16 protein-coding genes and 1 pseudogene are annotated in these 20,596 nt (G+C 65.2%); 7 read left to right on the forward strand and 10 right to left on the reverse strand.

Going from position 1 to position 20,596, the window contains the following annotated elements; translation table 11 throughout:
• The 6 genes and pseudogenes from ABY44_RS13570 to ABY44_RS13595 all read right to left on the reverse strand — a co-directional run.
• Nucleotides 1-600 (reverse strand): annotated as a pseudogene (locus ABY44_RS13570) (hypothetical protein); the annotation flags it as partial.
• A gap of 289 nt (nt 601-889) precedes the next feature.
• The gene (locus ABY44_RS13575; protein WP_060174861.1) at nt 890-1,900 is read right to left on the reverse strand and encodes a HoxN/HupN/NixA family nickel/cobalt transporter; all 1,011 of its coding nucleotides are present in this window, start codon (nt 1,898-1,900) and stop codon (nt 890-892) included.
• 161 nt (nt 1,901-2,061) lie between these two features.
• A complete protein-coding gene (gene fusA / locus ABY44_RS13580; protein ID WP_027786656.1) occupies nt 2,062-4,173 on the reverse strand; it encodes an elongation factor G in 2,112 nt (703 codons plus the stop codon).
• 262 nt (nt 4,174-4,435) lie between these two features.
• Nucleotides 4,436-4,936: a DUF192 domain-containing protein gene (locus tag ABY44_RS13585; RefSeq protein ID WP_027786657.1), complete on the reverse strand. Its 501-nt coding sequence runs from the start codon at nt 4,934-4,936 to the stop codon at nt 4,436-4,438.
• Between the two features lie 160 nt (nt 4,937-5,096).
• Entirely contained in the window at nt 5,097-5,312 is a 216-nt protein-coding gene (locus tag ABY44_RS13590) for a hypothetical protein (protein WP_011352970.1), read from the reverse strand.
• A 280-nt stretch (nt 5,313-5,592) separates the two neighbouring features.
• Entirely contained in the window at nt 5,593-6,171 is a 579-nt protein-coding gene (locus tag ABY44_RS13595) for a pseudouridine synthase (protein WP_021163328.1), read from the reverse strand.
• 277 nt (nt 6,172-6,448) lie between these two features.
• Here ABY44_RS13595 and icd point away from each other — a divergent pair, with 277 nt between their 5' ends.
• Nucleotides 6,449-7,705, forward strand: coding sequence for an NADP-dependent isocitrate dehydrogenase (gene icd / locus ABY44_RS13600; RefSeq protein WP_006478026.1), 1,257 nt, complete (start codon nt 6,449-6,451; stop codon nt 7,703-7,705).
• A 279-nt stretch (nt 7,706-7,984) separates the two neighbouring features.
• Nucleotides 7,985-10,213 carry an NADP-dependent isocitrate dehydrogenase gene (locus tag ABY44_RS13605; protein WP_060174860.1) on the forward strand — a complete coding sequence of 743 codons (2,229 nt, stop codon included), beginning with the start codon at nt 7,985-7,987 and terminating at the stop codon, nt 10,211-10,213.
• 123 nt (nt 10,214-10,336) lie between these two features.
• On the opposite strand, the gene ABY44_RS13610 is transcribed toward ABY44_RS13605, so the two are convergent.
• Nucleotides 10,337-10,561, reverse strand: coding sequence for a hypothetical protein (locus ABY44_RS13610; protein WP_006490888.1), 225 nt, complete (start codon nt 10,559-10,561; stop codon nt 10,337-10,339).
• Between the two features lie 671 nt (nt 10,562-11,232).
• Between ABY44_RS13610 and ABY44_RS13615 the strand changes: the two genes are divergently transcribed.
• Nucleotides 11,233-12,840: a multicopper oxidase family protein gene (locus tag ABY44_RS13615; RefSeq protein WP_060174859.1), complete on the forward strand. Its 1,608-nt coding sequence runs from the start codon at nt 11,233-11,235 to the stop codon at nt 12,838-12,840.
• Nucleotides 12,841-13,021: 181 nt separating this feature from the next.
• Here ABY44_RS13615 and ABY44_RS13620 read toward each other — a convergent pair whose 3' ends face one another.
• Complete coding sequence (locus tag ABY44_RS13620) at nt 13,022-13,225, reverse strand: cold-shock protein (RefSeq protein ID WP_006488945.1); 204 nt, start codon at nt 13,223-13,225, stop codon at nt 13,022-13,024.
• Between the two features lie 545 nt (nt 13,226-13,770).
• Here ABY44_RS13620 and clpS point away from each other — a divergent pair.
• The 4 genes from clpS (at nt 13,771) to ABY44_RS13640 (ending at nt 18,774) form a co-directional block, all read left to right on the forward strand.
• Nucleotides 13,771-14,085, forward strand: coding sequence for an ATP-dependent Clp protease adapter ClpS (gene clpS / locus ABY44_RS13625; RefSeq protein WP_006398529.1), 315 nt, complete (start codon nt 13,771-13,773; stop codon nt 14,083-14,085).
• On the forward strand, nt 14,082-16,382 hold the full coding sequence (clpA, locus tag ABY44_RS13630; RefSeq protein ID WP_027786662.1) for an ATP-dependent Clp protease ATP-binding subunit ClpA: 2,301 nt from the start codon (nt 14,082-14,084) through the stop codon (nt 16,380-16,382). Before clpS ends, clpA begins: the two co-directional genes overlap by 4 nt.
• A gap of 103 nt (nt 16,383-16,485) precedes the next feature.
• Nucleotides 16,486-17,865, forward strand: coding sequence for an amino acid permease (locus ABY44_RS13635; RefSeq protein ID WP_027786663.1), 1,380 nt, complete (start codon nt 16,486-16,488; stop codon nt 17,863-17,865).
• 138 nt (nt 17,866-18,003) lie between these two features.
• Nucleotides 18,004-18,774 carry a COG4705 family protein gene (locus ABY44_RS13640; protein WP_060174863.1) on the forward strand — a complete coding sequence of 257 codons (771 nt, stop codon included), beginning with the start codon at nt 18,004-18,006 and terminating at the stop codon, nt 18,772-18,774.
• Between the two features lie 51 nt (nt 18,775-18,825).
• Here the strand turns inward: ABY44_RS13640 and dut are convergent, their stop codons facing one another.
• Together dut and coaBC are read right to left on the reverse strand one after the other, a co-directional pair.
• Nucleotides 18,826-19,272 carry a dUTP diphosphatase gene (gene dut / locus ABY44_RS13645; RefSeq protein ID WP_021160741.1) on the reverse strand — a complete coding sequence of 149 codons (447 nt, stop codon included), beginning with the start codon at nt 19,270-19,272 and terminating at the stop codon, nt 18,826-18,828.
• 55 nt (nt 19,273-19,327) lie between these two features.
• Nucleotides 19,328-20,539, reverse strand: coding sequence for a bifunctional phosphopantothenoylcysteine decarboxylase/phosphopantothenate--cysteine ligase CoaBC (gene coaBC, locus ABY44_RS13650; protein WP_059697759.1), 1,212 nt, complete (start codon nt 20,537-20,539; stop codon nt 19,328-19,330).
• Nucleotides 20,540-20,596 lie beyond the last annotated feature (57 nt).

Consider the following 20,596-nt stretch of genomic DNA (forward strand, 5'->3'; position numbering starts at 1 on the left):
ACCACCGGAAGAGCCACCACCGGAAGAGCCACCACCGGAAGAGCCACCACCGGAAGAGCCACCACCGGAAGAGCCACCACCGGAAGAACCACCGCCGGAAGAACCACCGCCGGAAGAACCACCGCCGGAAGAACCCCCACCGGAAGACCCTCCCGAACCACCGTTACCAGACGCGTTGCCACCGCGGCCCGAGCCACCCGAACCGCTCGTGCCGCCGGATGTTCCGCTCGTCGTTCCGCCGACGCCGGCAGGTCCGACGGTACCGTTCCCGTTGTTGCCGTTGCCGCTGCCGCCGCCATTGCCATTTCCGCTACCGGGGCTGCTGCCGCTGCCATTGCCGGTCGCACCTGCGCCATTCCCGCCGGCGCGCCCACCGGCGAAGACGTGCACCGAGCACGCAGCCGGATTCGCTGCGCACGGCGAAGCGTCGTCGACCAGCATCATGACGGCGTCCGCGCCGGCAACGGCATCGGGCGCGGAGTCCGGTGTCGCGTCCTGTGCGACGGCATACGAGCAGCAGCACGCGAACGCGGCTGCGGCGAACAAGGTTGCGCGATGGCACCGTCCCGTCGTGCGGAACGGTCGTTTCGTCTTGAGCATCATGGCCTCCCCATGCGCGCGATGCCTCGTCGCCGCGCGGCAATCTACGTGTAGTGCAGGGGGCCGGTAAAGGTTCGTAGTCCTGTCGGCAGCCGATCGCCTTCGGGCCGGCGCTGGACGCCAGCCTCGATCGCGGAGCGGCATGCGGGCCCGCCGTGCGAAGCCCTATCTGCCAGATCCGTGCCATCGGCCGCTTGAGCCCGTGGCTCAAGGCGCGCGCAGCGCGCGACGGCGCATGCAACGTCTTTGGTAGGAGTTTTGTTTCCGGAATGAAACGTCTGAGCTAAGTTCAGCGCGCCGGCGCATCGGCCGCGCGCTGCCAGCGGTGGAACAGGATCGATGCGATCCAGCAGACGAGGAACAGGGCGACGATGCCGTAGCCGATCGAGCCGAAGCGCTCGCCGACCGCATCGAGCGCGTCGCGCACGGGGCCCGTCAGCGACAACTTGTCGGCCAGCAGGCCGGCTGCCTCGATCCCGCCGATCGCCAGCGCGACGGCCGCCGACACGAACGTGATGCTCGCGTTGTAGAGCAGCTTGCGCTGCGGATCGTCCATTGCCCAGCCGTACGCGTGAATCATCAGCACGTTATCGGTCGAGTCGATCAGCGTCATGCCGGCGGTGAAAAGCGCGGGAAACAGCATGACCGTATAGACCGGCAGCCCCTGGCTCGCCTGTGCGGCCGCGATCGCGAGCAGGCCGATTTCGGTTGCAGTATCGAAACCGAGCCCGAACAGCACGCCGACCGGATACATGTGCCAGCTCTTCGACACGAACCGGAACAGCGGACGCAGCAGCCGCGACACGAGCCCGGCCGGGCGGTGCACATGCGCCGCATCGTGCCCATGCCCGTGCGTGCCGCGATAGCGCCGCCACACGTCGCGCAGGATCGCCAGGTTCACGCACGCGAGCACGAGCAGGAAGGTGGCCGACACCGCCGTGCCGATCGTGCCGCCGATCTCGCGGAACGCATCGAACCGGTCGCGCAGCGCGAATGCCGTCAGCGCGATGCCGAGCGTCGCGGCGATCACGATCGTCGAATGGCCGAGCGAGAAGAACAGCCCGACGCTCACCGGACGCTGGCCGTCCTGCATCAGCTTGCGCGTCGCAACGTCGATCGCGGCGATGTGATCGGCGTCGACCGCGTGACGCAGCCCGAGCCCGTAAGCGATCGCCGCGGTGCCGAGCAGCAGCGGATGATCGCGCAACACGGCGAGCGCCCACAGCCAGACGGCGGCGTTTGCGGCGATCAGGCCGGCATAGAGGATCAGCAGGCGGCGCAGGGCAGGGGTGGGCGGCATCGGGACGTTCCATCTGACGATTCGCGCTGCATTGTGGCACGCGAAAAAAATACCGGTCGTGCCGATCAAAAAAGCCGTGTGCACGGTGTGCACGAATAAAAAAGGCCCGTCCGGTTCCGGACGGGCCTTGCTGCGTGCGACAGCGCGAGATCGCGCCGCGCTTACTTCACTTTCGCGCTGATCACGCCTTCCGATACGTTGGCCGGCGTTTCCGCGTACTGCTTGAACTCCATCGTGTAGGTTGCGCGGCCCTGCGTGGCCGAACGCAGCGACGTCGAATAGCCGAACATCTCCGCGAGCGGCACCTCGGCGCGAACGAGCTTGCCGCCGCCGCCCGCGATGTCTTCCATCCCCTGCACGATGCCGCGACGGCTCGACAGGTCGCCCATCACGTTGCCCATGAACTCCTCGGGCGTCTCGACCTCGACCGCCATCATCGGCTCGAGCAGCACCGGCTTCGCGCGGCGCATCGCTTCCTTGAACGCCATCGAGCCGGCCATCCGGAACGCGTTTTCGTTCGAGTCGACGTCGTGGTACGAGCCGAACGTCAGGTGCACCTTCACGTCGACGACCGGGTAGCCCGCGAGCACGCCGCTCTTCAGCGTTTCGGTGATGCCCTTGTCGACGGCCGGGATGAATTCACGCGGAATCACGCCGCCCTTGATCTCGTCGAGGAACTCGTAGCCCTTGCCGGGGTTCGGCTCGAGCGTGATCACCGCATGGCCGTACTGACCGCGGCCACCCGACTGCTTGACGAACTTGCCCTCGACGTCGGACGCCGTCGTGCGCACCGTCTCGCGATACGCGACCTGCGGCTTGCCGACCGTCGCTTCGACGCCGAATTCACGCTTCATCCGGTCGACCAGGATTTCGAGGTGAAGCTCGCCCATCCCCGAAATGATCGTCTGGCCGGACTCTTCGTCGGTCTGCACGCGGAACGACGGATCTTCCTGCGCGAGACGGTTCAGCGCGAGGCCCATCTTTTCCTGGTCGGCCTTCGTCTTCGGCTCGACGGCCTGCGAGATCACCGGTTCCGGGAATTCCATCTTCTCGAGGATGATCGGCTTCGCCGGGTCGCACAGCGTGTCGCCGGTGGTCGCTTCCTTCAGGCCGACGGCGGCCGCGATGTCGCCCGCGCGCACTTCCTTGATTTCCTTGCGCTCGTTCGCGTGCATCTGCAGGATCCGGCCGAGCCGTTCCTTCTTGTCCTTGGTCGCGTTCAGCACCGTGTCGCCCGATTCGACGACGCCCGAATACACACGGAAGAAGATCAGCTGACCGACGAACGGGTCGGTCATGATCTTGAACGCGAGCGACGAGAACGGCTCGTCGTCGCTCGGATGACGTTCCGCCGGCTTTTCCGGATCGTGGAAGTCGTGGCCGAGGATCGCGGGCACGTCGACGGGCGACGGCAGGTAGTCGATCACCGCGTCGAGCATCGCCTGCACGCCCTTGTTCTTGAACGCGCTGCCGCACAGCATCGGCACGATCTCGTTCGCGATCGTGCGCTTGCGCAGCGCGGCCTTGATCTCGTCCTCGGTCAGCGATTCATGGTCGTGCAGGTACTTCTCGAGCAGTTCCTCGCTCGCTTCCGCCGCGGCCTCGACCATCTTCTCGCGCCATTCGTGCGCGAGCTCGACGAGGTTCGCGGGGATGTCCTCGTACGTGAACTTCACGCCCTGGCTTTCGTCGTCCCACACGATCGCCTTCATCTTCACGAGGTCGACGACGCCCTGGAAATGATCCTCCGCGCCGATCGGAATCTGGATCGGCACGGCGACGCCTTTCAGGCGCTCGCCGATCTGCCGCTGCACGCGGAAGAAATCGGCGCCGATGCGGTCCATCTTGTTGACGAACGCGATGCGCGGCACCTTGTACTTGTTGGCCTGGCGCCAGACGGTTTCGGACTGCGGCTGCACGCCGCCGACCGAGTCGTAGACCATGCACGCGCCGTCGAGCACGCGCATCGAGCGCTCGACTTCAATCGTGAAGTCGACGTGCCCGGGCGTGTCGATGATGTTGATCCGGTGCTCCGGATAGTTGCCGGCCATGCCCTTCCAGAAGGCCGTGGTCGCGGCCGACGTGATCGTGATGCCGCGTTCCTGCTCCTGCTCCATCCAGTCCATCGTGGCCGCGCCGTCGTGCACTTCACCGATCTTGTGGCTCACGCCGGTGTAAAACAGGATGCGCTCGGTCGTCGTGGTCTTGCCGGCATCGATGTGAGCACTGATCCCGATATTGCGATAGCGCTCGATGGGGGTTTTGCGGGGCACGTGAACCTCCTTAGGTTCGGATCGTAAGCGGGCCGGCTGGGCCGGCCCGGGCTGGACTAGCGAGATTTAAAGGATAGCGCTTGTCCGTGGCTTTTGCAGATGCGGGCAGTGTTGGCCGAATCAAGGCGGGCGCCGCCGCCGACAGGCGAAAAAAAGCCGGCGCGCAACGGGCGGCCGGCTTGGGTCGGTACGCGGCGCGGCGCGGCGTGACGTGACGTGACGTGACGCGGGTCGGGTCGGGTCGGCGGCGCGGCGATATCCGTTACTGGGCTTGCGGCAGCCCTTCGAGCTTCATCCCGGGCTTGATACCTTTCGCCGCGAACCAGCCCTTGCTCATTTCGAGGGCATAGACGCCGTTGTTGCGCGGGCAGTGGTTGTCGGTCGTCTCGGCCTTCATCTCGTCGATGTCGGTGATCGTGCCGTCCGCGCGGATGAACGCGATCGACAGCGGGATCAGCGTGTTCTTCATCCAGAAGCAGTGCACCGCGTTCTCGTTGAACACGAACAGCATGCCTTCGTTCGGCGCGAGCTGCGAACGGTACATCAGCCCCTGTTCGCGGTCGGGGTCGTTCGCGGCGACGGCCGCGTCGATCACGTACATGCCGGCGCGCAGCTTCACGCGCGGGAATTCGCTCGGCTGCTTGGCGCCGGGCGGCACTTGCGCGCTGGCGGCCTGCATGCCGAGCGCGAGGACGGCGAGCGCGGCGGGAAACACGGCGGCGCGCGCAAGGCGGCCGAGCGACGAGCGCAGGGAGAATTGCACAGCAAGGCTCCTATCTGGAAAACAAGACCCGCATGGTACGCGATGCGCGCTGACGGGCACATAAAAGAAAAAGGCAGATCGCCTCGCGGTGATCTGCCTTTCAACGCCGTAAGAACGGCAAGACTGCGTGTTCTTGACTGCGTTATTACAGCAAGCTTACTTAGTTCGAAGCAGCTGCCGGTGCTGCTGCGTCGCTTGCTGCAGCCTTCTTCGATGCCTTGTGGTGCTTCTTAGCTGCGTGGTGCTTCTTAGCAGCGTGCTTAGCCGGTGCCGAAGCAGCTTCAGCAGCAGCCGGAGCAGCTTCCGGAGCCGATGCTTGTGCGAAAGCAGCCGTTGCGAAGAGGCCAGCGACCAGAGCGGCGATCAGTTTGTTCATGTTGTGTTCCTCAGCTTTAGTTAATTAACCAAATGACCCGGCAATAGGAGTCATGTCGTCTAACGGTGCCATCCACCTTTCGGTTGACAGACGCTTCGAGAAATTTCTCATTGCGCTGCGGGCGCCGAATCGTATTCGATAAAAACGTCGCTTTCGTGACGCAAACACGGCTCGGCTGCCAATGCCGGATAGCTAAGGTTGGCATCTGCGTGGTTTAACGCGCGATCTTCGCGGGCGGTTGACGAAAAAGATGACGAAAAATTCGCCTGTCCCGAATTCGTCATCCGGCGGGCGCGAAACCGTCCCACGGCGCGCGCGGCGGCAGCGCGATTGTTTCTCCCGGTGCAATGTCGAGCGCGAATATATCCAGTGCACCGATGCCGACGCGTACCAGGCGCAACGTCGGGAAGCCGACGGCCGCCGTCATCCGGCGCACCTGCCGGTTCTTGCCTTCGGTGATCGCGAGTTCGATCCACGTCGTCGGAATCGCGGCGCGGTAGCGGATCGGCGGGTTGCGCGGCCATAGCGCGTCGGGCGGTTCGATGAATTCGGCGCGGCATGGCCGCGTCACGTAGTCGCCGAGGTCGACGCCGCGCGCGAGCGCCTTCAGGTCGGCGGCGCCCGGCGCGCCCTCGACCTGTGCCCAGTAGCGCTTCACGAGCTTGTGGCGCGGCTCGGCGATGCGCGCCTGCAGCGCGCCGTCGTCGGTGAGCAGCAGCAACCCCTCGCTGTCCGCGTCGAGCCGGCCGGCCGCGTAGACGCCGGGCGTTTTTACCCAGTCGCCGAGCGACGGGCGCGTCTCGTGCGCGGAAAACTGGCAAATCGTGCCGAACGGCTTGTTGAGGGCGATCAGGTTCATGGCGGGTCGTCCGCCCGGCGCGCCGCGGGAGGCGGGGGCGGGCGGTCTATGGCAAATGGCGGAATCTTAATGCATAATACGGAACGCCAAGTCCTCTGTCTTATATAAGACATAAGTGGGGTCTTGATACGCAGTGCCGCGCTTCATGCCGAAGTGCCCGGTTGGGGCGCTAGAATAGCGGCTCGCTGTTGCCGTCACGGGGTGGCCATGCCGCGCCCCCGCGGCGCGCGCAGCTTCGACCAGCATCACCTGCTCAGCCACGTCACTGGAGTCGATCATGCCGTATCAGCACATCAAGGTTCCGGAAGGCGGTGACAAGATCACCGTCAACAAGGACTTCTCGCTCAACGTTTCCGATCAGCCGATCATTCCCTATATCGAAGGCGACGGTACGGGCTTCGATATCACGCCGGTCATGATCAAGGTTGTCGACGCGGCGGTCGCGCATGCCTACAAGGGCAAGCGCAAGATCCACTGGATGGAGATCTTCGCGGGCGAGAAGGCGACGAAGGTGTACGGCCCGGACGTGTGGCTCCCGGACGAAACGCTGCAGGTGCTCAAGGAATACGTGGTGTCGATCAAGGGGCCGCTCACGACCCCGGTCGGCGGCGGCATCCGTTCGCTGAACGTCGCGCTGCGCCAGGAACTCGACCTGTACGTGTGTCTGCGCCCGGTGCAGTACTTCAAGGGCGTGCCGTCGCCGGTGCGCGAGCCGCAAAAGATCGACATGGTGATCTTCCGCGAGAACTCGGAAGACATCTACGCGGGCATCGAATGGGCCGCGGGCTCCGAGCAGGCGAAGAAGGTCATCAAGTTCCTGCAGGACGAGATGGGCGTGAAGAAGATCCGCTTCCCGGAAACCTCGGGGATCGGCGTCAAGCCCGTGTCGACCGAAGGCACCGAGCGTCTCGTGCGCAAGGCGATCCAGTACGCGATCGACAACGATCGCAAGTCGGTCACGCTGGTGCACAAGGGCAACATCATGAAGTTCACGGAAGGCCTGTTCCGTGACGCCGGCTACGCGCTGGCGCAGAAGGAATTCGGCGGCGAGCTGATCGACGGCGGCCCGTGGATGCGCGTGAAGAACCCGAAGACGGGCAACGAGATCGTCATCAAGGATTCGATCGCCGATGCGTTCCTGCAGCAGATCCTGCTGCGCCCGGCCGAATACGACGTGATCGCCACGCTGAACCTGAACGGCGACTACATCTCCGACGCACTGGCCGCGCAGGTCGGCGGCATCGGGATCGCGCCGGGCGCGAACCTGTCGGATTCGGTCGCGATGTTCGAGGCGACGCACGGCACGGCACCGAAGTACGCGGGCAAGGATTACGTGAACCCGGGTTCCGAGATCCTGTCGGCGGAAATGATGCTGCGCCACCTCGGCTGGACGGAAGCAGCCGACACGATCATCGCCGCGATGGAGAAGTCGATCCTGCAGAAGCGCGTCACGTACGACTTCGCGCGCCTGATGGAAGGTGCGACGCAGGTGTCGTGCTCGGGCTTCGGTGAAGTGCTGATCGAGAACATGTAAGTCCCCTTCCGGGGTGGGCCGGCAGGTGCCGGCCGCCCCGGCGCTGACTGCCGGCGCCGGAGCGTTTCGTGGATGGCAGGTTTGTTGGCAGGGTGGTCCGGCATGCGGGCCGCGGCGCCGCGATGCGGCCCGGAGGCCCTGCAAGGTAGAACATGACGGCCCTCGCAACACCACCGCCCGGCTGAGCCGGCGCGCCCCTTTCGCGACCGACCTGGTCGCTCCCCGCCGGTTACCGCCGGCGCTCCTCAGTCCAAATTTTCACGTAGCAACGCATCGACCATGTCCACTTCGCCCAAGATCATCTATACCCTCACTGACGAAGCGCCCGCGCTCGCGACCTATTCGCTGCTGCCGATCGTCAAGGCCTTCACGCGTTCGTCCGGCGTCGCCGTCGAAACGCGCGACATCTCGCTCGCCGGCCGCATCGTCGCGGCATTCGCAGACGTCCTGCCGCCCGAGCAGAAGGGTTCCGACGATCTGGCCGAACTGGGCCAGCTCACGCTGAAGCCGGAAGCGAACATCATCAAGCTGCCGAACATCAGCGCATCGGTGCCGCAGCTCAAGGCCGCGATCGCCGAACTGCAGGCGCAGGGCTATTCGCTGCCGGCCTATCCGGAAGATCCGTCGACGGACGAAGAGAAGGCCGTCAAGGCCCGCTACGACAAGATCAAGGGCAGCGCGGTGAACCCGGTGCTGCGCGAAGGCAACTCCGACCGCCGCGCGCCGCTGTCGGTCAAGAACTACGCACGCAAGCATCCGCACAAGATGGGCGCCTGGAAAGCGACGTCGAAGGCGCACGTCGCGCACATGAGCGAAGGCGACTTCTACGGCAGCGAGAAGTCGGCGCTGATCGCCGAAGCCGGCAGCGTGAAGATCGAACTCACGACGACCGACGGCGCGAAGAAGGTGCTGAAGGAAAAGACGGCCGTGAAGGCGGGTGAGGTCATCGACGCATCGGTGATGAGCCGCAACGCGCTGCGCAGCTTCATCGAAGCGCAGATCGCCGACGCGAAGGCGCAGGACGTGCTGTTCTCGGTGCACCTGAAGGCGACCATGATGAAGGTCTCGGACCCGATCCTGTTCGGTCACTTCGTGTCGGTGTTCTACCGCGACGCGCTTGCGAAGCACGCAGACGTGCTGGCGCAGGCCGGTTTTAACCCCAACAACGGGATCGGCGACCTGTACGCGCGCCTGAAGGACCTGCCGGCCGACACGCGCGAAGCGATCGAAGCCGACATCAAGGCCGAATACGCGGTGCGTCCGCGCCTTGCGATGGTCAACTCGGACAAGGGCATCACGAACCTGCACGTGCCGAGCGACGTGATCGTCGACGCATCGATGCCGGCGATGATCCGCGATTCGGGCGGCATGTGGGGCCCGGACGGCCAGCTGTACGACGCGAAGGCCGTGATTCCGGATCGTTGCTACGCCGGTGTCTACCAGGTCGTGATCGAGGACTGCAAGCAGCACGGCGCGTTCGATCCGGTCACGATGGGCAGCGTGCCGAACGTGGGCCTGATGGCGCAGGCGGCTGAAGAATACGGTTCGCACGACAAGACGTTCCTGATCCCGGCGGATGGCGTCGTGCGCGTCACCGACGAAGCGGGCAACGTGCTGCTCGAGCATGCGGTGGAGTCGGGCGACATCTGGCGCATGTGCCAGACGAAGGACGCACCGGTGCAGGACTGGGTCAAGCTCGCGGTCAACCGCGCGCGCGCGACCGGCGCACCGGCCGTGTTCTGGCTCGATCCGGCACGCGCGCACGACGCGCAGATCATCGCGAAGGTCGAGCGTTACCTGAAGGACCACGACACGAACGGCCTCGACATCCGCGTGATGACGCCGGTCGACGCGACGCGCTTCTCGCTCGAGCGCATCCGCGCGGGCAAGGACACGATCTCGGTCACCGGCAACGTGCTGCGCGACTACCTGACCGACCTGTTCCCGATCATGGAACTCGGCACCAGCGCGAAGATGCTGTCGATCGTGCCGCTGATGGCCGGCGGCGGGATGTTCGAAACGGGTGCGGGCGGCTCCGCGCCGAAGCACGTGCAGCAGTTCGTCGAGGAAGGCTTCCTGCGCTGGGATTCGCTCGGCGAATTCCTCGCGCTCGCGGCATCGCTCGAACACCTCGGCAACGCGTACCAGAACCCGAAGGCGCTCGTGCTCGCGAAGACGCTCGACCAGGCGACCGGCAAGTTCCTGGACGAGAACAAGTCGCCGGCGCGCAAGGTCGGCGGCCTCGACAACCGCGGCAGCCACTTCTACCTGTGCCTGTACTGGGCGCAGGCGCTGGCCGAGCAGACCGAGGACGCGGCGCTGAAGGCGCAGTTCGAAGGCGTGGCGAAGTCGTTGTCGGACAACGAAGCGCGCATTCTGGAAGAGCTGGCTGCCGCGCAGGGCAAGGCGCAGGCCATCGGCGGCTACTATCGTCCGAACGTCGACCTGACGAGCCAGGCGTTGCGCCCGAGCGCGACGCTGAACGCCATCGTCGACGCGGTTGCCTGACACGGGCCGCGCGATCGCGCGAGTCGAAGCAAGTGACGGCGTGGCGGGCCTGGCTGCCCTCCGCCCGTCACAAGAAAAAAACGCCCCGGTCGCCCGGGGCGTTTTTTGTTGCAGGCTTGCCATTCAGACGTGAACGATTTCCCATTCGGCGATTTCGTGCGGCACTTCGAGCGTTGCCGTGTCCAGTTCGGACAGTTGCTCGCAGTCGCCGCGGGAGATGTGGTCGGCCGCCACTTCGGGGCACGAGAATGCGCCGAGCAGGGCGTTGCCGAACGTCGCTTCCCAGCCACCGTTACCCGGCAGGATGTAGAACGACCCGAGCGCTGAACCAAAGCGAAATCCCTTCATTTCCGTTCTCCCTTTCTGATCACAAGCGATTCTGTTGTGCCGTCTGCCGGTTCGACCGGCTGTGGCCCGACTGGCTGCTTGCGCCGCGTTCCTTATCGAACGTCGTGGCGAAGCGTCAGTGCATGGGACAAAGTCTACGTCCGCGACCCGGTTGGATGGTGCATGTCGAACGGCTCCACTAAACAAAAATTCTCTTTCAAAAACAAATATTTACATTCTGCGTTTTGTATTGCAGAACGTTTTTCGGCATCGCGAAACGGGAAATTTGTGCCCTGCACCACGAATTTTTACAACGCAGAGACTTGTTCCGCATCGTGAAATATTGGCGGGTTGGCGAACCGGTGACGCGGCCGGTGCTGGGGCGCGGCTGAACGGCAGGTGCCGGGCGGCCGCCTGGAGACTGCATGGGGCGGGCGGCGAGTGGGGTTGGGGAGCGAGTGAAGGGCTGCGGATCGCCGATCGGCGATGCCGGTCGATGCGTGCTGAATCCAGCGCGGCGTTGTCGAGTCTGCGGCGTATCGCCGCCAGTCCGGCGGCGACGCGTCTCGATATGAGCCTGCGGTTATGATGACGCGGGCATCAGGATTGGCGTCGCGCATCGGCGCTTCAGCCGGCCGGCGCGGGCGTCGCGGCGGTCGCGCGACGCAGCATGGATAACGAGGAACGATTTGATGATACGGAGAACCTTCCTGTCGCGCGCCATCGGTGTCGCGGCCGCGTCGCTGTTCGCCCGCGCCGCGTGGGCGCAGCATGCCGGTCACGCCGGCATGGCCGGCATGGACTCGATGGACGACATGCCCGGCATGTCGGACATGTCAGGAATGGCGGGTCACGGGCAGCATGGCAAGTCCGCGCCGGCCGCGCTCGCTGCCGCCGACGCGCTGCCGGCCGGCGCGCCGCTCGCGGCGCTGCGTACGCTCGCGAACGAAAGCCGCGATCCCGGCACGTTCCGGGCCACGCTGGTGGCCCAGCCGGTGGCGCGCCCGATGCTGCGCGGTGCGCGGCCGACCACGTTCTGGCAGTTCGGCTCGGGCACGCAGGGCCCAGTCGTTGGTCCGCTGATCGACGTGCGCGAGGGCGACTCGGTCGAGATCAAGTTCGTGAACAAGCTGCCGCAACCGTCGACGATCCACTGGCACGGTCTGCCGGTGCCGCCCGACCAGGACGGCAACCCGTCCGATCCCGTCGCGCCCGGCGCGTCGCGAGTGTACCGCTTCACGCTGCCGAAGGGGAGCGCCGGTACCTACTGGTACCACCCGCACCCGCACATGATGACGGCCGAGCAGGTGTTTCGCGGGCTCGCCGGCCCGTTCGTCGTGCGCGCCGCGGACGATCCGCTGGCGGGTTGGCCCGAGCGCAACCTGTTCGTGTCGGACCTGAAACTTGCGCGCGACGGCACGATTGCACCGAACGACATGATGGACTGGATGAACGGCCGCGAAGGCCAGTTCGTGCTGGTTAACGGCGCACGCCGGCCGCGGATCGACGTTGCGGGCGACGAGCGCTGGCGCGTGTGGAACGCGTGCAGCGCGCGCTACTTGCGGGTCGCGTTCGACGACGGCCGTGCATTCGAGCACGCGGGCACCGACGGCGGGCTGTTCGACGCGCCGCGCCGTGTCACGTCGCTGCTGATCGCGCCGGGCGAACGTGCGGAGCTGCTGGTGCGCGCCGGCGATCGCGCGTCGCGCGCGGTGCTGCAGGCGGCCGAATACGACCGCCGCAAGATGTCGATGTCGCACGATGACGGGCACGGCAGCCTGCCGGCCGATCCGGCACTGGCGCTGGCCGACGTCGCGTTTTCGCCGGCCACCGCGCGTGTGCTGCCGACGACATTGCGTGCGGTGCCGTCGTTGGGCGAGCCGGTTGCGCACAAGGAGGTCGCGTTCGGCGAGGAGATGGATATGGACGCGATGATGAAGGGGGGCGCACACGGCCGCCCGGCGGGCATGCGCTTCACGATCAACGGCGACACCTACGCGCCGCACCGTGCAACGCTGACGAGCCGCGCTGGCGACGTCGAGCGCTGGACGATCCGCAACGGCACTGACATGGATCACCCGTTCCACCTGCACGGCACGCAGTTCCAGGTGATCGAACGGGCATCGGGCGGTTCACGCACGAGCGAACCGTTCCGTGCATGGCGCGATACCGTGAACGTGCGCAGCGGCGAAACCGTGACGATTCTCGTCACGCAGGACATGCGCGGAGAGCGCATGTTTCATTGCCACATTCTCGAACACGAAGATCTCGGCATGATGGGTACGCTGAAGGTCGTGTAACGAAGTGACGATTATGTTTCACGTGCCGGATGAGTATCCGATCTGCGTGTGTGACAAGACAATACGTGTTCAATTATCGGGATTGAACGAAAAGGCCGGCCAATCGATAATCGATTGGCCGGCCTCGAAAAAAAGAAACCCGGCGCAATGCGCCGGGTTTCTTCGTCTGATATCCGGTGCCTTATACGGCCTGGATGTTCGACGCTTGCTTGCCCTTCGGCCCTTGGACGACGTCAAAGCTCACCTTCTGGCCTTCCTTCAGCGTCTTGAAGCCATTCATGGTGATAGCCGAGAAGTGCGCAAACAGATCCTCACCGCCCTCATCGGGAGTGATGAAACCGAAGCCCTTCGCGTCGTTGAACCACTTAACGATACCAGTTGCCATTTCCTACTTCCCCTGTCACACAGTCGCTGCTACTTACCACGAGCACGCTCGAAAAGCTAAACGACCGGAAAATGCAGCCGTTCCCCCCTCACAAGCTCACCTCGGCCTCTTTCAACTTGCCGACCGGCAAATTGAAAAAAGTGCCAGCTTGATTGTTGGCGCTCTTTATTGGAGTGTCAAGTGGAATTTTTAGACGTTTAGAGGGACGTTGTAAAGAACCCATTTTCAGGGTTTTTCCGGCTTTGCTTGGCAGCACGCGGCCAAGCGCGAGGACTTGAAAAGCCGCATAATCGGCTCATATACCAGGCTCGAGTGACACGCGTTCGAGTCGTCCCGGCTTGTGGGATACTGGATGCGGACACGACGTTCCGGTGCGGTTCCCCCTGACGGTTCGTGTTCCGCGCCACGCGTGAAAGCCGGCACCGCAGCCGGCTTTCGTATGGCACGAAGAAGATTGCGTGTTCCGGGATTCCGGGGAGGGCGCCGGCCGGTCGGTCGGGTAATGGCAGGATTGCGGGCCTGTCCGAGTTGTTTAGAATGGGTGTATGGCGATTATCCCGGACAAGCAGGACAGCACCGTCCTGGAACGCAAGCAGCAGAAGCTCAAGCCGCCTTCGATGTACAAGGTGGTGCTGCTGAACGACGACTTCACGCCGATGGAATTCGTCGTGATGGTGGTCCAGGAGTATTTCAAGAAGGATCGCGAGACGGCCACGCAGATCATGCTGAAGGTCCATCGCGAAGGGCGAGGGGTTTGTGGGGTCTATACGCGGGACATCGCGTCGACCAAGGTTGAGCAAGTCGTTACCCATGCGCGGCAGGCCGGGCATCCGCTGCAGTGCGTGATGGAGGAAGCATGATTGCCCAGGAATTGGAAGTCAGCCTGCACATGGCGTTCATGGAAGCACGCCAGGCGCGCCATGAGTTCATAACGGTCGAGCATTTGCTGCTGGCCCTGCTGGATAATCCGACGGCAGCCGAGGTGTTGCGCGCGTGCGCGGCCAACATCGAGGACTTGCGTCAGAACCTGCGCAATTTCATCCACGACAACACACCTACCGTCCCGGGTACCGACGATGTCGATACCCAGCCGACGCTCGGTTTCCAGCGCGTGATCCAGCGCGCGATCATGCACGTCCAGTCGACGTCGAACGGCAAGAAGGAAGTCACCGGCGCTAACGTGCTGGTCGCGATCTTCGGCGAGAAGGATTCGCATGCCGTCTACTACCTGCAGCAGCAGGGCGTCACGCGCCTGGACGTCGTGAACTTCATTTCGCACGGCATCGCGAAGACCAACGGCGGCGAAGCCGCGAAGTCGGCCGACGCGAGCGCGGAAAGCGAAGACGCGAACGCGCAGAAGGAAACGCCGCTCGCGCAATTCACGCAGAACCTGAACCAGATGGCGAAGGACGGCCGCATCGATCCGCTGATCGGTCGCGAGCCCGAAGTCGAGCGCGTGGTCCAGGTGCTGTGCCGTCGCCGCAAGAACAATCCGCTGCTCGTCGGCGAGGCCGGCGTCGGCAAGACCGCGATCGCGGAAGGGCTCGCCTATCGCATCACGCGCGGCGAAGTGCCGGACATTCTCGCGAACGCGCAGGTCTACTCGCTCGACATGGGCGCGCTGCTCGCCGGCACCAAGTACCGCGGCGATTTCGAGCAACGTCTGAAGACGGTGCTGAAGGAGCTGAAGGAGCGTCCGCACGCGATCCTGTTCATCGACGAAATTCATACGCTGATCGGCGCGGGCGCCGCGTCGGGCGGCACGCTCGACGCGTCGAACCTGCTGAAGCCGGCGCTGTCGTCGGGCACGCTCAAGTGCATCGGCGCGACCACGTTCACCGAATATCGCGGCATCTTCGAGAAGGATGCGGCGCTGTCGCGGCGCTTCCAGAAGGTCGACGTGAGCGAGCCGACCGTCGAGCAGACGGTCGCGATCCTGCGCGGGCTGAAGTCGCGCTTCGAGGAGCATCACGGCGTCAAGTATTCGTCGGGCGCACTGTCGGCCGCGGCCGAACTGTCGGCGCGCTTCATTACCGACCGTCACCTGCCGGACAAGGCGATCGACGTGATCGACGAGGCAGGCGCCGCCCAGCGCATCCTGCCGAAGTCGAAGCAGAAGAAGACGATCGGCAAGAGCGAGATCGAGGAAATCATCTCGAAGATCGCGCGCGTGCCGCCGCAGAGCGTGTCGCAGGATGATCGCAGCAAGCTGCAGACGCTCGACCGCGACCTGAAGAGCGTCGTGTTCGGCCAGGATCCGGCGATTGATGCGCTTGCGGCCTCGATCAAGATGGCACGCGCGGGCCTCGGCAAGATGGACAAGCCGATCGGCGCGTTCCTGTTCTCCGGCCCGACGGGTGTCGGCAAGACCGAAGTGGCGCGCCAGCTCGCGTTCACGCTCGGCATTGAGCTGATCCGCTTCGACATGTCGGAATACATGGAGCGTCACGCGGTGAGCCGCCTGATCGGCGCGCCGCCGGGCTATGTCGGGTTCGACCAGGGCGGCTTGCTGACCGAAGCCGTCACGAAGAAGCCGCACTGCGTGCTGCTGCTCGACGAAATCGAGAAGGCGCATCCGGACATCTTCAACGTGCTGCTGCAGGTGATGGACCACGGCACGCTGACGGACAACAACGGCCGCAAGGCGGATTTCCGCAACGTCATCATCATCATGACGACGAACGCGGGCGCCGAGTCGATGCAGAAGGCGACGATCGGCTTCACGACGCGCCGCGAGACGGGCGACGAGATGACCGACATCAAGCGCCTGTTCACGCCGGAGTTCCGCAACCGCCTGGATTCGATCATCAGCTTCCGCTCGCTCGATGAGGAAATCATCATGCGCGTGGTCGACAAGTTCCTGATCCAGCTCGAGGAACAGCTGCACGAGAAGAAGGTCGACGCGCTCTTCACCGACGCGTTGCGCAAGCATCTCGCGAAGCACGGCTTCGACCCGCTGATGGGCGCGCGGCCGATGCAGCGGCTGATCCAGGACACGATCCGGCGCGCGCTGGCCGACGAACTGCTGTTCGGCAAGCTCGTCAACGGCGGCCACGTGACGGTCGATGTCGACGAAAACGACAAGGTGCAGTTGTCGTTCGACAAGCTGGCGAATCCGCCGCACAAGCCGAACGAAGAGACGGTCGAAGTCGAGTAAGCGATAATTCGTTGTTCATGCGAACGGCGCGGGAAGTTCTCCGCGCCGTTTCGTTTTATCCGGCGCCGGCGGCGCAATGGTGGTGCAGGGGAGTGGTAAGGCAGTGACACAACAACAACGGTCGTTCGACAACATCGTCGCGCGCGAACAAGGGTTGCGCCATGCGCTGACGTCGGGGCAGATGGCGATGATCGCGATCGGCGGCGCGATCGGCACGGGCCTGTTCCTCGGCAGCGGGTTCGCGATCGGGCTCGCCGGCCCGAGCGTGCTGGTCTCGTATGCGATCGGCGCGCTGATCGCGCTGCTGCTGATGGGCGCGCTCGCGGAAATGACGGTCGCGCATCCGACCGCCGGCTCGTTCGGCGCGTATGCCGAGCACTACGTCGGCCCCCTCGCCGGCTTCCTGGTGCGCTATGCGTACTGGTTCGCGGTGGTGTTCGCGATCGGCACCGAGATCAGCGCGATCGCCGTGTTCATGAAGTACTGGTTCCCGGCCGTGCCCGGCTGGTACTGGGTGATCGGCTTCTCCGCGCTGCTGATCGCCGTGAATCTCGCGAGCGTCACGCTGTACGGCACGGTCGAATACGCATTCTCGCTGCTGAAGATCGCGGCGATCGTCGTGTTCATCGTGCTCGGCGCGTATCTCGTGTGGTCGGCGCCGGTCGCATCCGGCATCGGTTTCGCCAACTACACCGCGCACGGCGGCTTCATGCCGAAGGGGCCGTGGGGCACCTGGGTCGCGGTGATCGTCGCGATCTTCAGCTACATGAGCATCGAAGCCGTCGCGATCGCGGCCGGCGAGGCACGCGATCCGCAGCACGCGGTCACGCGCGCATTCCGCTCGACCGTGTTTCGGCTCGTCCTGTTCTACCTGCTGACGCTGTCGCTGATGCTCGCGATCGTGCCGTGGACGCAGGCCGGCACCGACGAAAGCCCGTTCGTGAAGGTGATGGCCGCGACCCACGTGCCGTACGCGGCGGGCGTGATCAACTTCGTGTTGCTGATCGCGGCGTTGTCGGCGATGAACAGCCAGCTTTACGTGACGACGCGGATGATGTTCAGCCTGTCGCGTGCGCGGCTCGCGCCCGCGGTGTTTGGCCGGCTCGGCACGAACGGCGTGCCGCGCGCGGCGCTGTGGATCTCGACCAGCGGCGTCGCGGTCGCGGCCGTGCTGGTCGCGCTCGCGCCCGACACCGCATTCACGGTGATGATGGCGATCGCGATGTTCGGCGCGCTGTTCACGTGGCTGATGATCTTCGTCACGCACCTGCGCTTCCGTTCGCGGTATCGCGGCCCCGCGCTCGCGTTCCGGATGTGGGGGCACCCGTTCGGCAGCCTGCTCGGTGCGGGGCTCGTCGCGGCGATCCTGTTCACGACCGCGTTCACGCGCGAATTCCGGATGACGATGGTGGTCGGCGTCGTGTTCGTCGTGCTGCTCACGCTCGCGTACGCGCTGCATTACCGGCACGAACACGCTCGTTGACGGTGCCGGCGCGGCCGCCCGCGCCGTTTTTTCCGGTCGCTAAGGTTCGGTTAAGCCCGCGGCGACTACATTCGATCCTGCCTGCAAGGCGGGCGCGGCATGCGCCGGCTCGCCACCTTCCTGCAAAAAGGGGTGCGAATGAACAAACTTCCCGAAATCACGGTCGCGTTCTGGATCATGAAGATCTGCGCGACGACGCTCGGCGAAACCGGCGGCGACCTGTTGTCGATGACGCTGAACGTCGGCTATGCGGCGAGCTCGATCCTGCTGTTCGGTTTCTTTCTCGTGACGCTGGGTGCGCAGCTCAGGACGACGCGTTATCGCCCGGCGATCTACTGGGCCGTGATCGTCGCGACGAGCACGGCCGGCACGACGATGTCCGATTTCATGGATCGCACGCTCGGCCTCGGCTATGCGGCCGGCTCGTCGATCCTGGTCGCGATCCTGCTGGCCATCTTCGCCGTGTGGCGCCTCAGCGGCGAATCGCTGTCGGTCGACCTGATCCGCACGCGCAAGGTCGAGCTGCTGTACTGGATCGCGATCCTGTTCTCGAACACGCTGGGCACCGCGCTCGGCGACTTCCTCGCGGACAGCTCGGGGCTCGGTTTCGGCGGCGGCGCGCTGCTGATCGGCGGGTTGCTCGCGGCGATCGTGCTTGCGCACTATTTCACGCGGATCTCGGGCGTGCTGCTGTTCTGGGCCGCGTTCGTGCTCACGCGGCCGTTCGGTGCGACGGTCGGCGATCTGCTGACGAAGCCGGTTGCGAAGGGTGGTCTCGCGCTCGGGACGGTTGGTTCGTCGGCGGTGCTGCTCGGCGTGCTGGTCGCACTGGTGATCTACGCGATCGTCGCCCAGGCGCGGCAGCGCGACCTTGCGCCCGCGCGGATCGTGCAACCCGTCGAAGAGTGACGGCGACGGACTGGAAAAAGGGGCCGCGAGGCCCCTTTGTCATTGCGCCGTTCAGTGACGGCCAGTGCTGCCGAAGCCGCCCTCGCCGCGATCGCTTTCCGCGAAGTCGTCGACGATGTTGAACTGCGCCTGCACGACCGGCACGATCACGAGCTGGGCGAGCCGTTCGAACGGATTCAGCACGAACTCGGTCTGGCCGCGGTTCCACGTCGAGACCATCAACTGGCCCTGGTAGTCGGAATCGATCAGGCCGACGAGGTTGCCGAGCACGATCCCGTGCTTGTGGCCGAGGCCCGAGCGCGGCAGGATCAGCGCGGCGTAGCCCGGATCGGCGAGGTGGATCGCGAGCCCCGTCGGCACGAGCGTCGTTTCGCCCGGCTGCAGCGTCACCGGCGCGTCGAGGCACGCACGCAGGTCGAGGCCCGCGCTGCCGGTGGTCGCGTAGGCGGGCAGGTAGTCGCGCATGCGCGCGTCGAGAATCTTCAGGTCGAGTTTCATGCGGTTGTCGGATGAGGCGGGAAGGGCGCGGCGGCGACGGCCGCCGCGCGGGAGATCAGATCAGGCGGTTGTCGGGCAGGCGTTTCGCGATTTCCGCGACGAGCGTGTGCGCGAGTTCGTCTTTCGGTGCACGCGGCAGGCGCGTGAGGCCGGCGGCCTCGAACAGCACGACTTCGTTGTCGTCGCGGCCGAACGTCAGCGGGCCGAGGTTGCCGACGAGCAGCGGCACGTTCTTGCGTTTGCGCTTCTCGTCGCCGTGCACGTCGAGGTCGCCGCTTTCGGCCGCGAACCCGACGCAGTACGGCGGATCGGGCAGCGCCGCGACCGATGCGAGGATGTCCGGGTTCTCGACGAATGCGAGTGCGGGCATCTTGCGGTCGGCCGTCTTCTTCATCTTGTGCTCGGCCGGCTGGGCGACGCGCCAGTCGGCGACCGCGGCCACCGCGATGAAGATGTCGGCGTCGTTCACGGCATGCATCACCGCGTCGTACATCTGCTGGGCCGTCTGCACGTCCTGCCGGTAGACGCCCCACGGCGTGTCGAGCGCGACCGGCCCCGCGACGAGATGCACGTCGGCGCCGGCCTGCTGCGCGGCGCGCGCGAGCGCGAAGCCCATCTTGCCGCTCGAGCGGTTCGTGAGGCCGCGTACCGGATCGAGCGGTTCGAACGTCGGGCCGGCCGTGATCAGCACGCGCCGGTGCGCGAGCACCTTCGGCGCGAAGTGCGCGACGATCGCTTCATAGATCGCCTCGGGCTCGAGCATGCGGCCGTCGCCGACTTCGCCGCACGCCTGCGCACCCGAATCCGGGCCGAGCACCGACACGCCGTCCGCGCGCAGTTGCGCGGCATTGCGTTGCGTGGCCGGGTTTTGCCACATCTGGCGGTTCATCGCGGGGACGACGAGCAGCGGGCAATCGCGCGCGACGCACAGCGTCGACAGCAGATCGTCCGCGAACCCGTGCGCGAGCTTCGCGAGGAAATCCGTCGACGCGGGCGCGATCACGATCGCGTCGGCTTCGCGCGACAGGTCGATGTGCGCCATGTTGTTGTCGATGCGCGCGTCCCATTGGCTCGTATAGACGGGCCGGCCCGACAGCGCCTGCATCGTGACGGGCGTGATGAACTGGGTAGCGGCTTCGGTCATCGCGACCTGCACGGTCGCGCCTGCCTTCACGAGCAGCCGCGTGAGCTCGGCGATCTTGTAGCAGGCGATGCCGCCCGTCAGGCCGAGAACGAGGTGTTTTCCTGCGAGTTCTGCTTGTGCCAACTCAGGCCTCCAAGGGTCGAACGGAACGGCCGGCGCGAAGCCGGCCGTCGACGCCGA

Origin of the sequence: Burkholderia sp. ZZQ-2 (assembly GCF_050768715.1) — a bacterium.
GTDB classification, from domain to species: domain Bacteria; phylum Pseudomonadota; class Gammaproteobacteria; order Burkholderiales; family Burkholderiaceae; genus Burkholderia; species Burkholderia cepacia.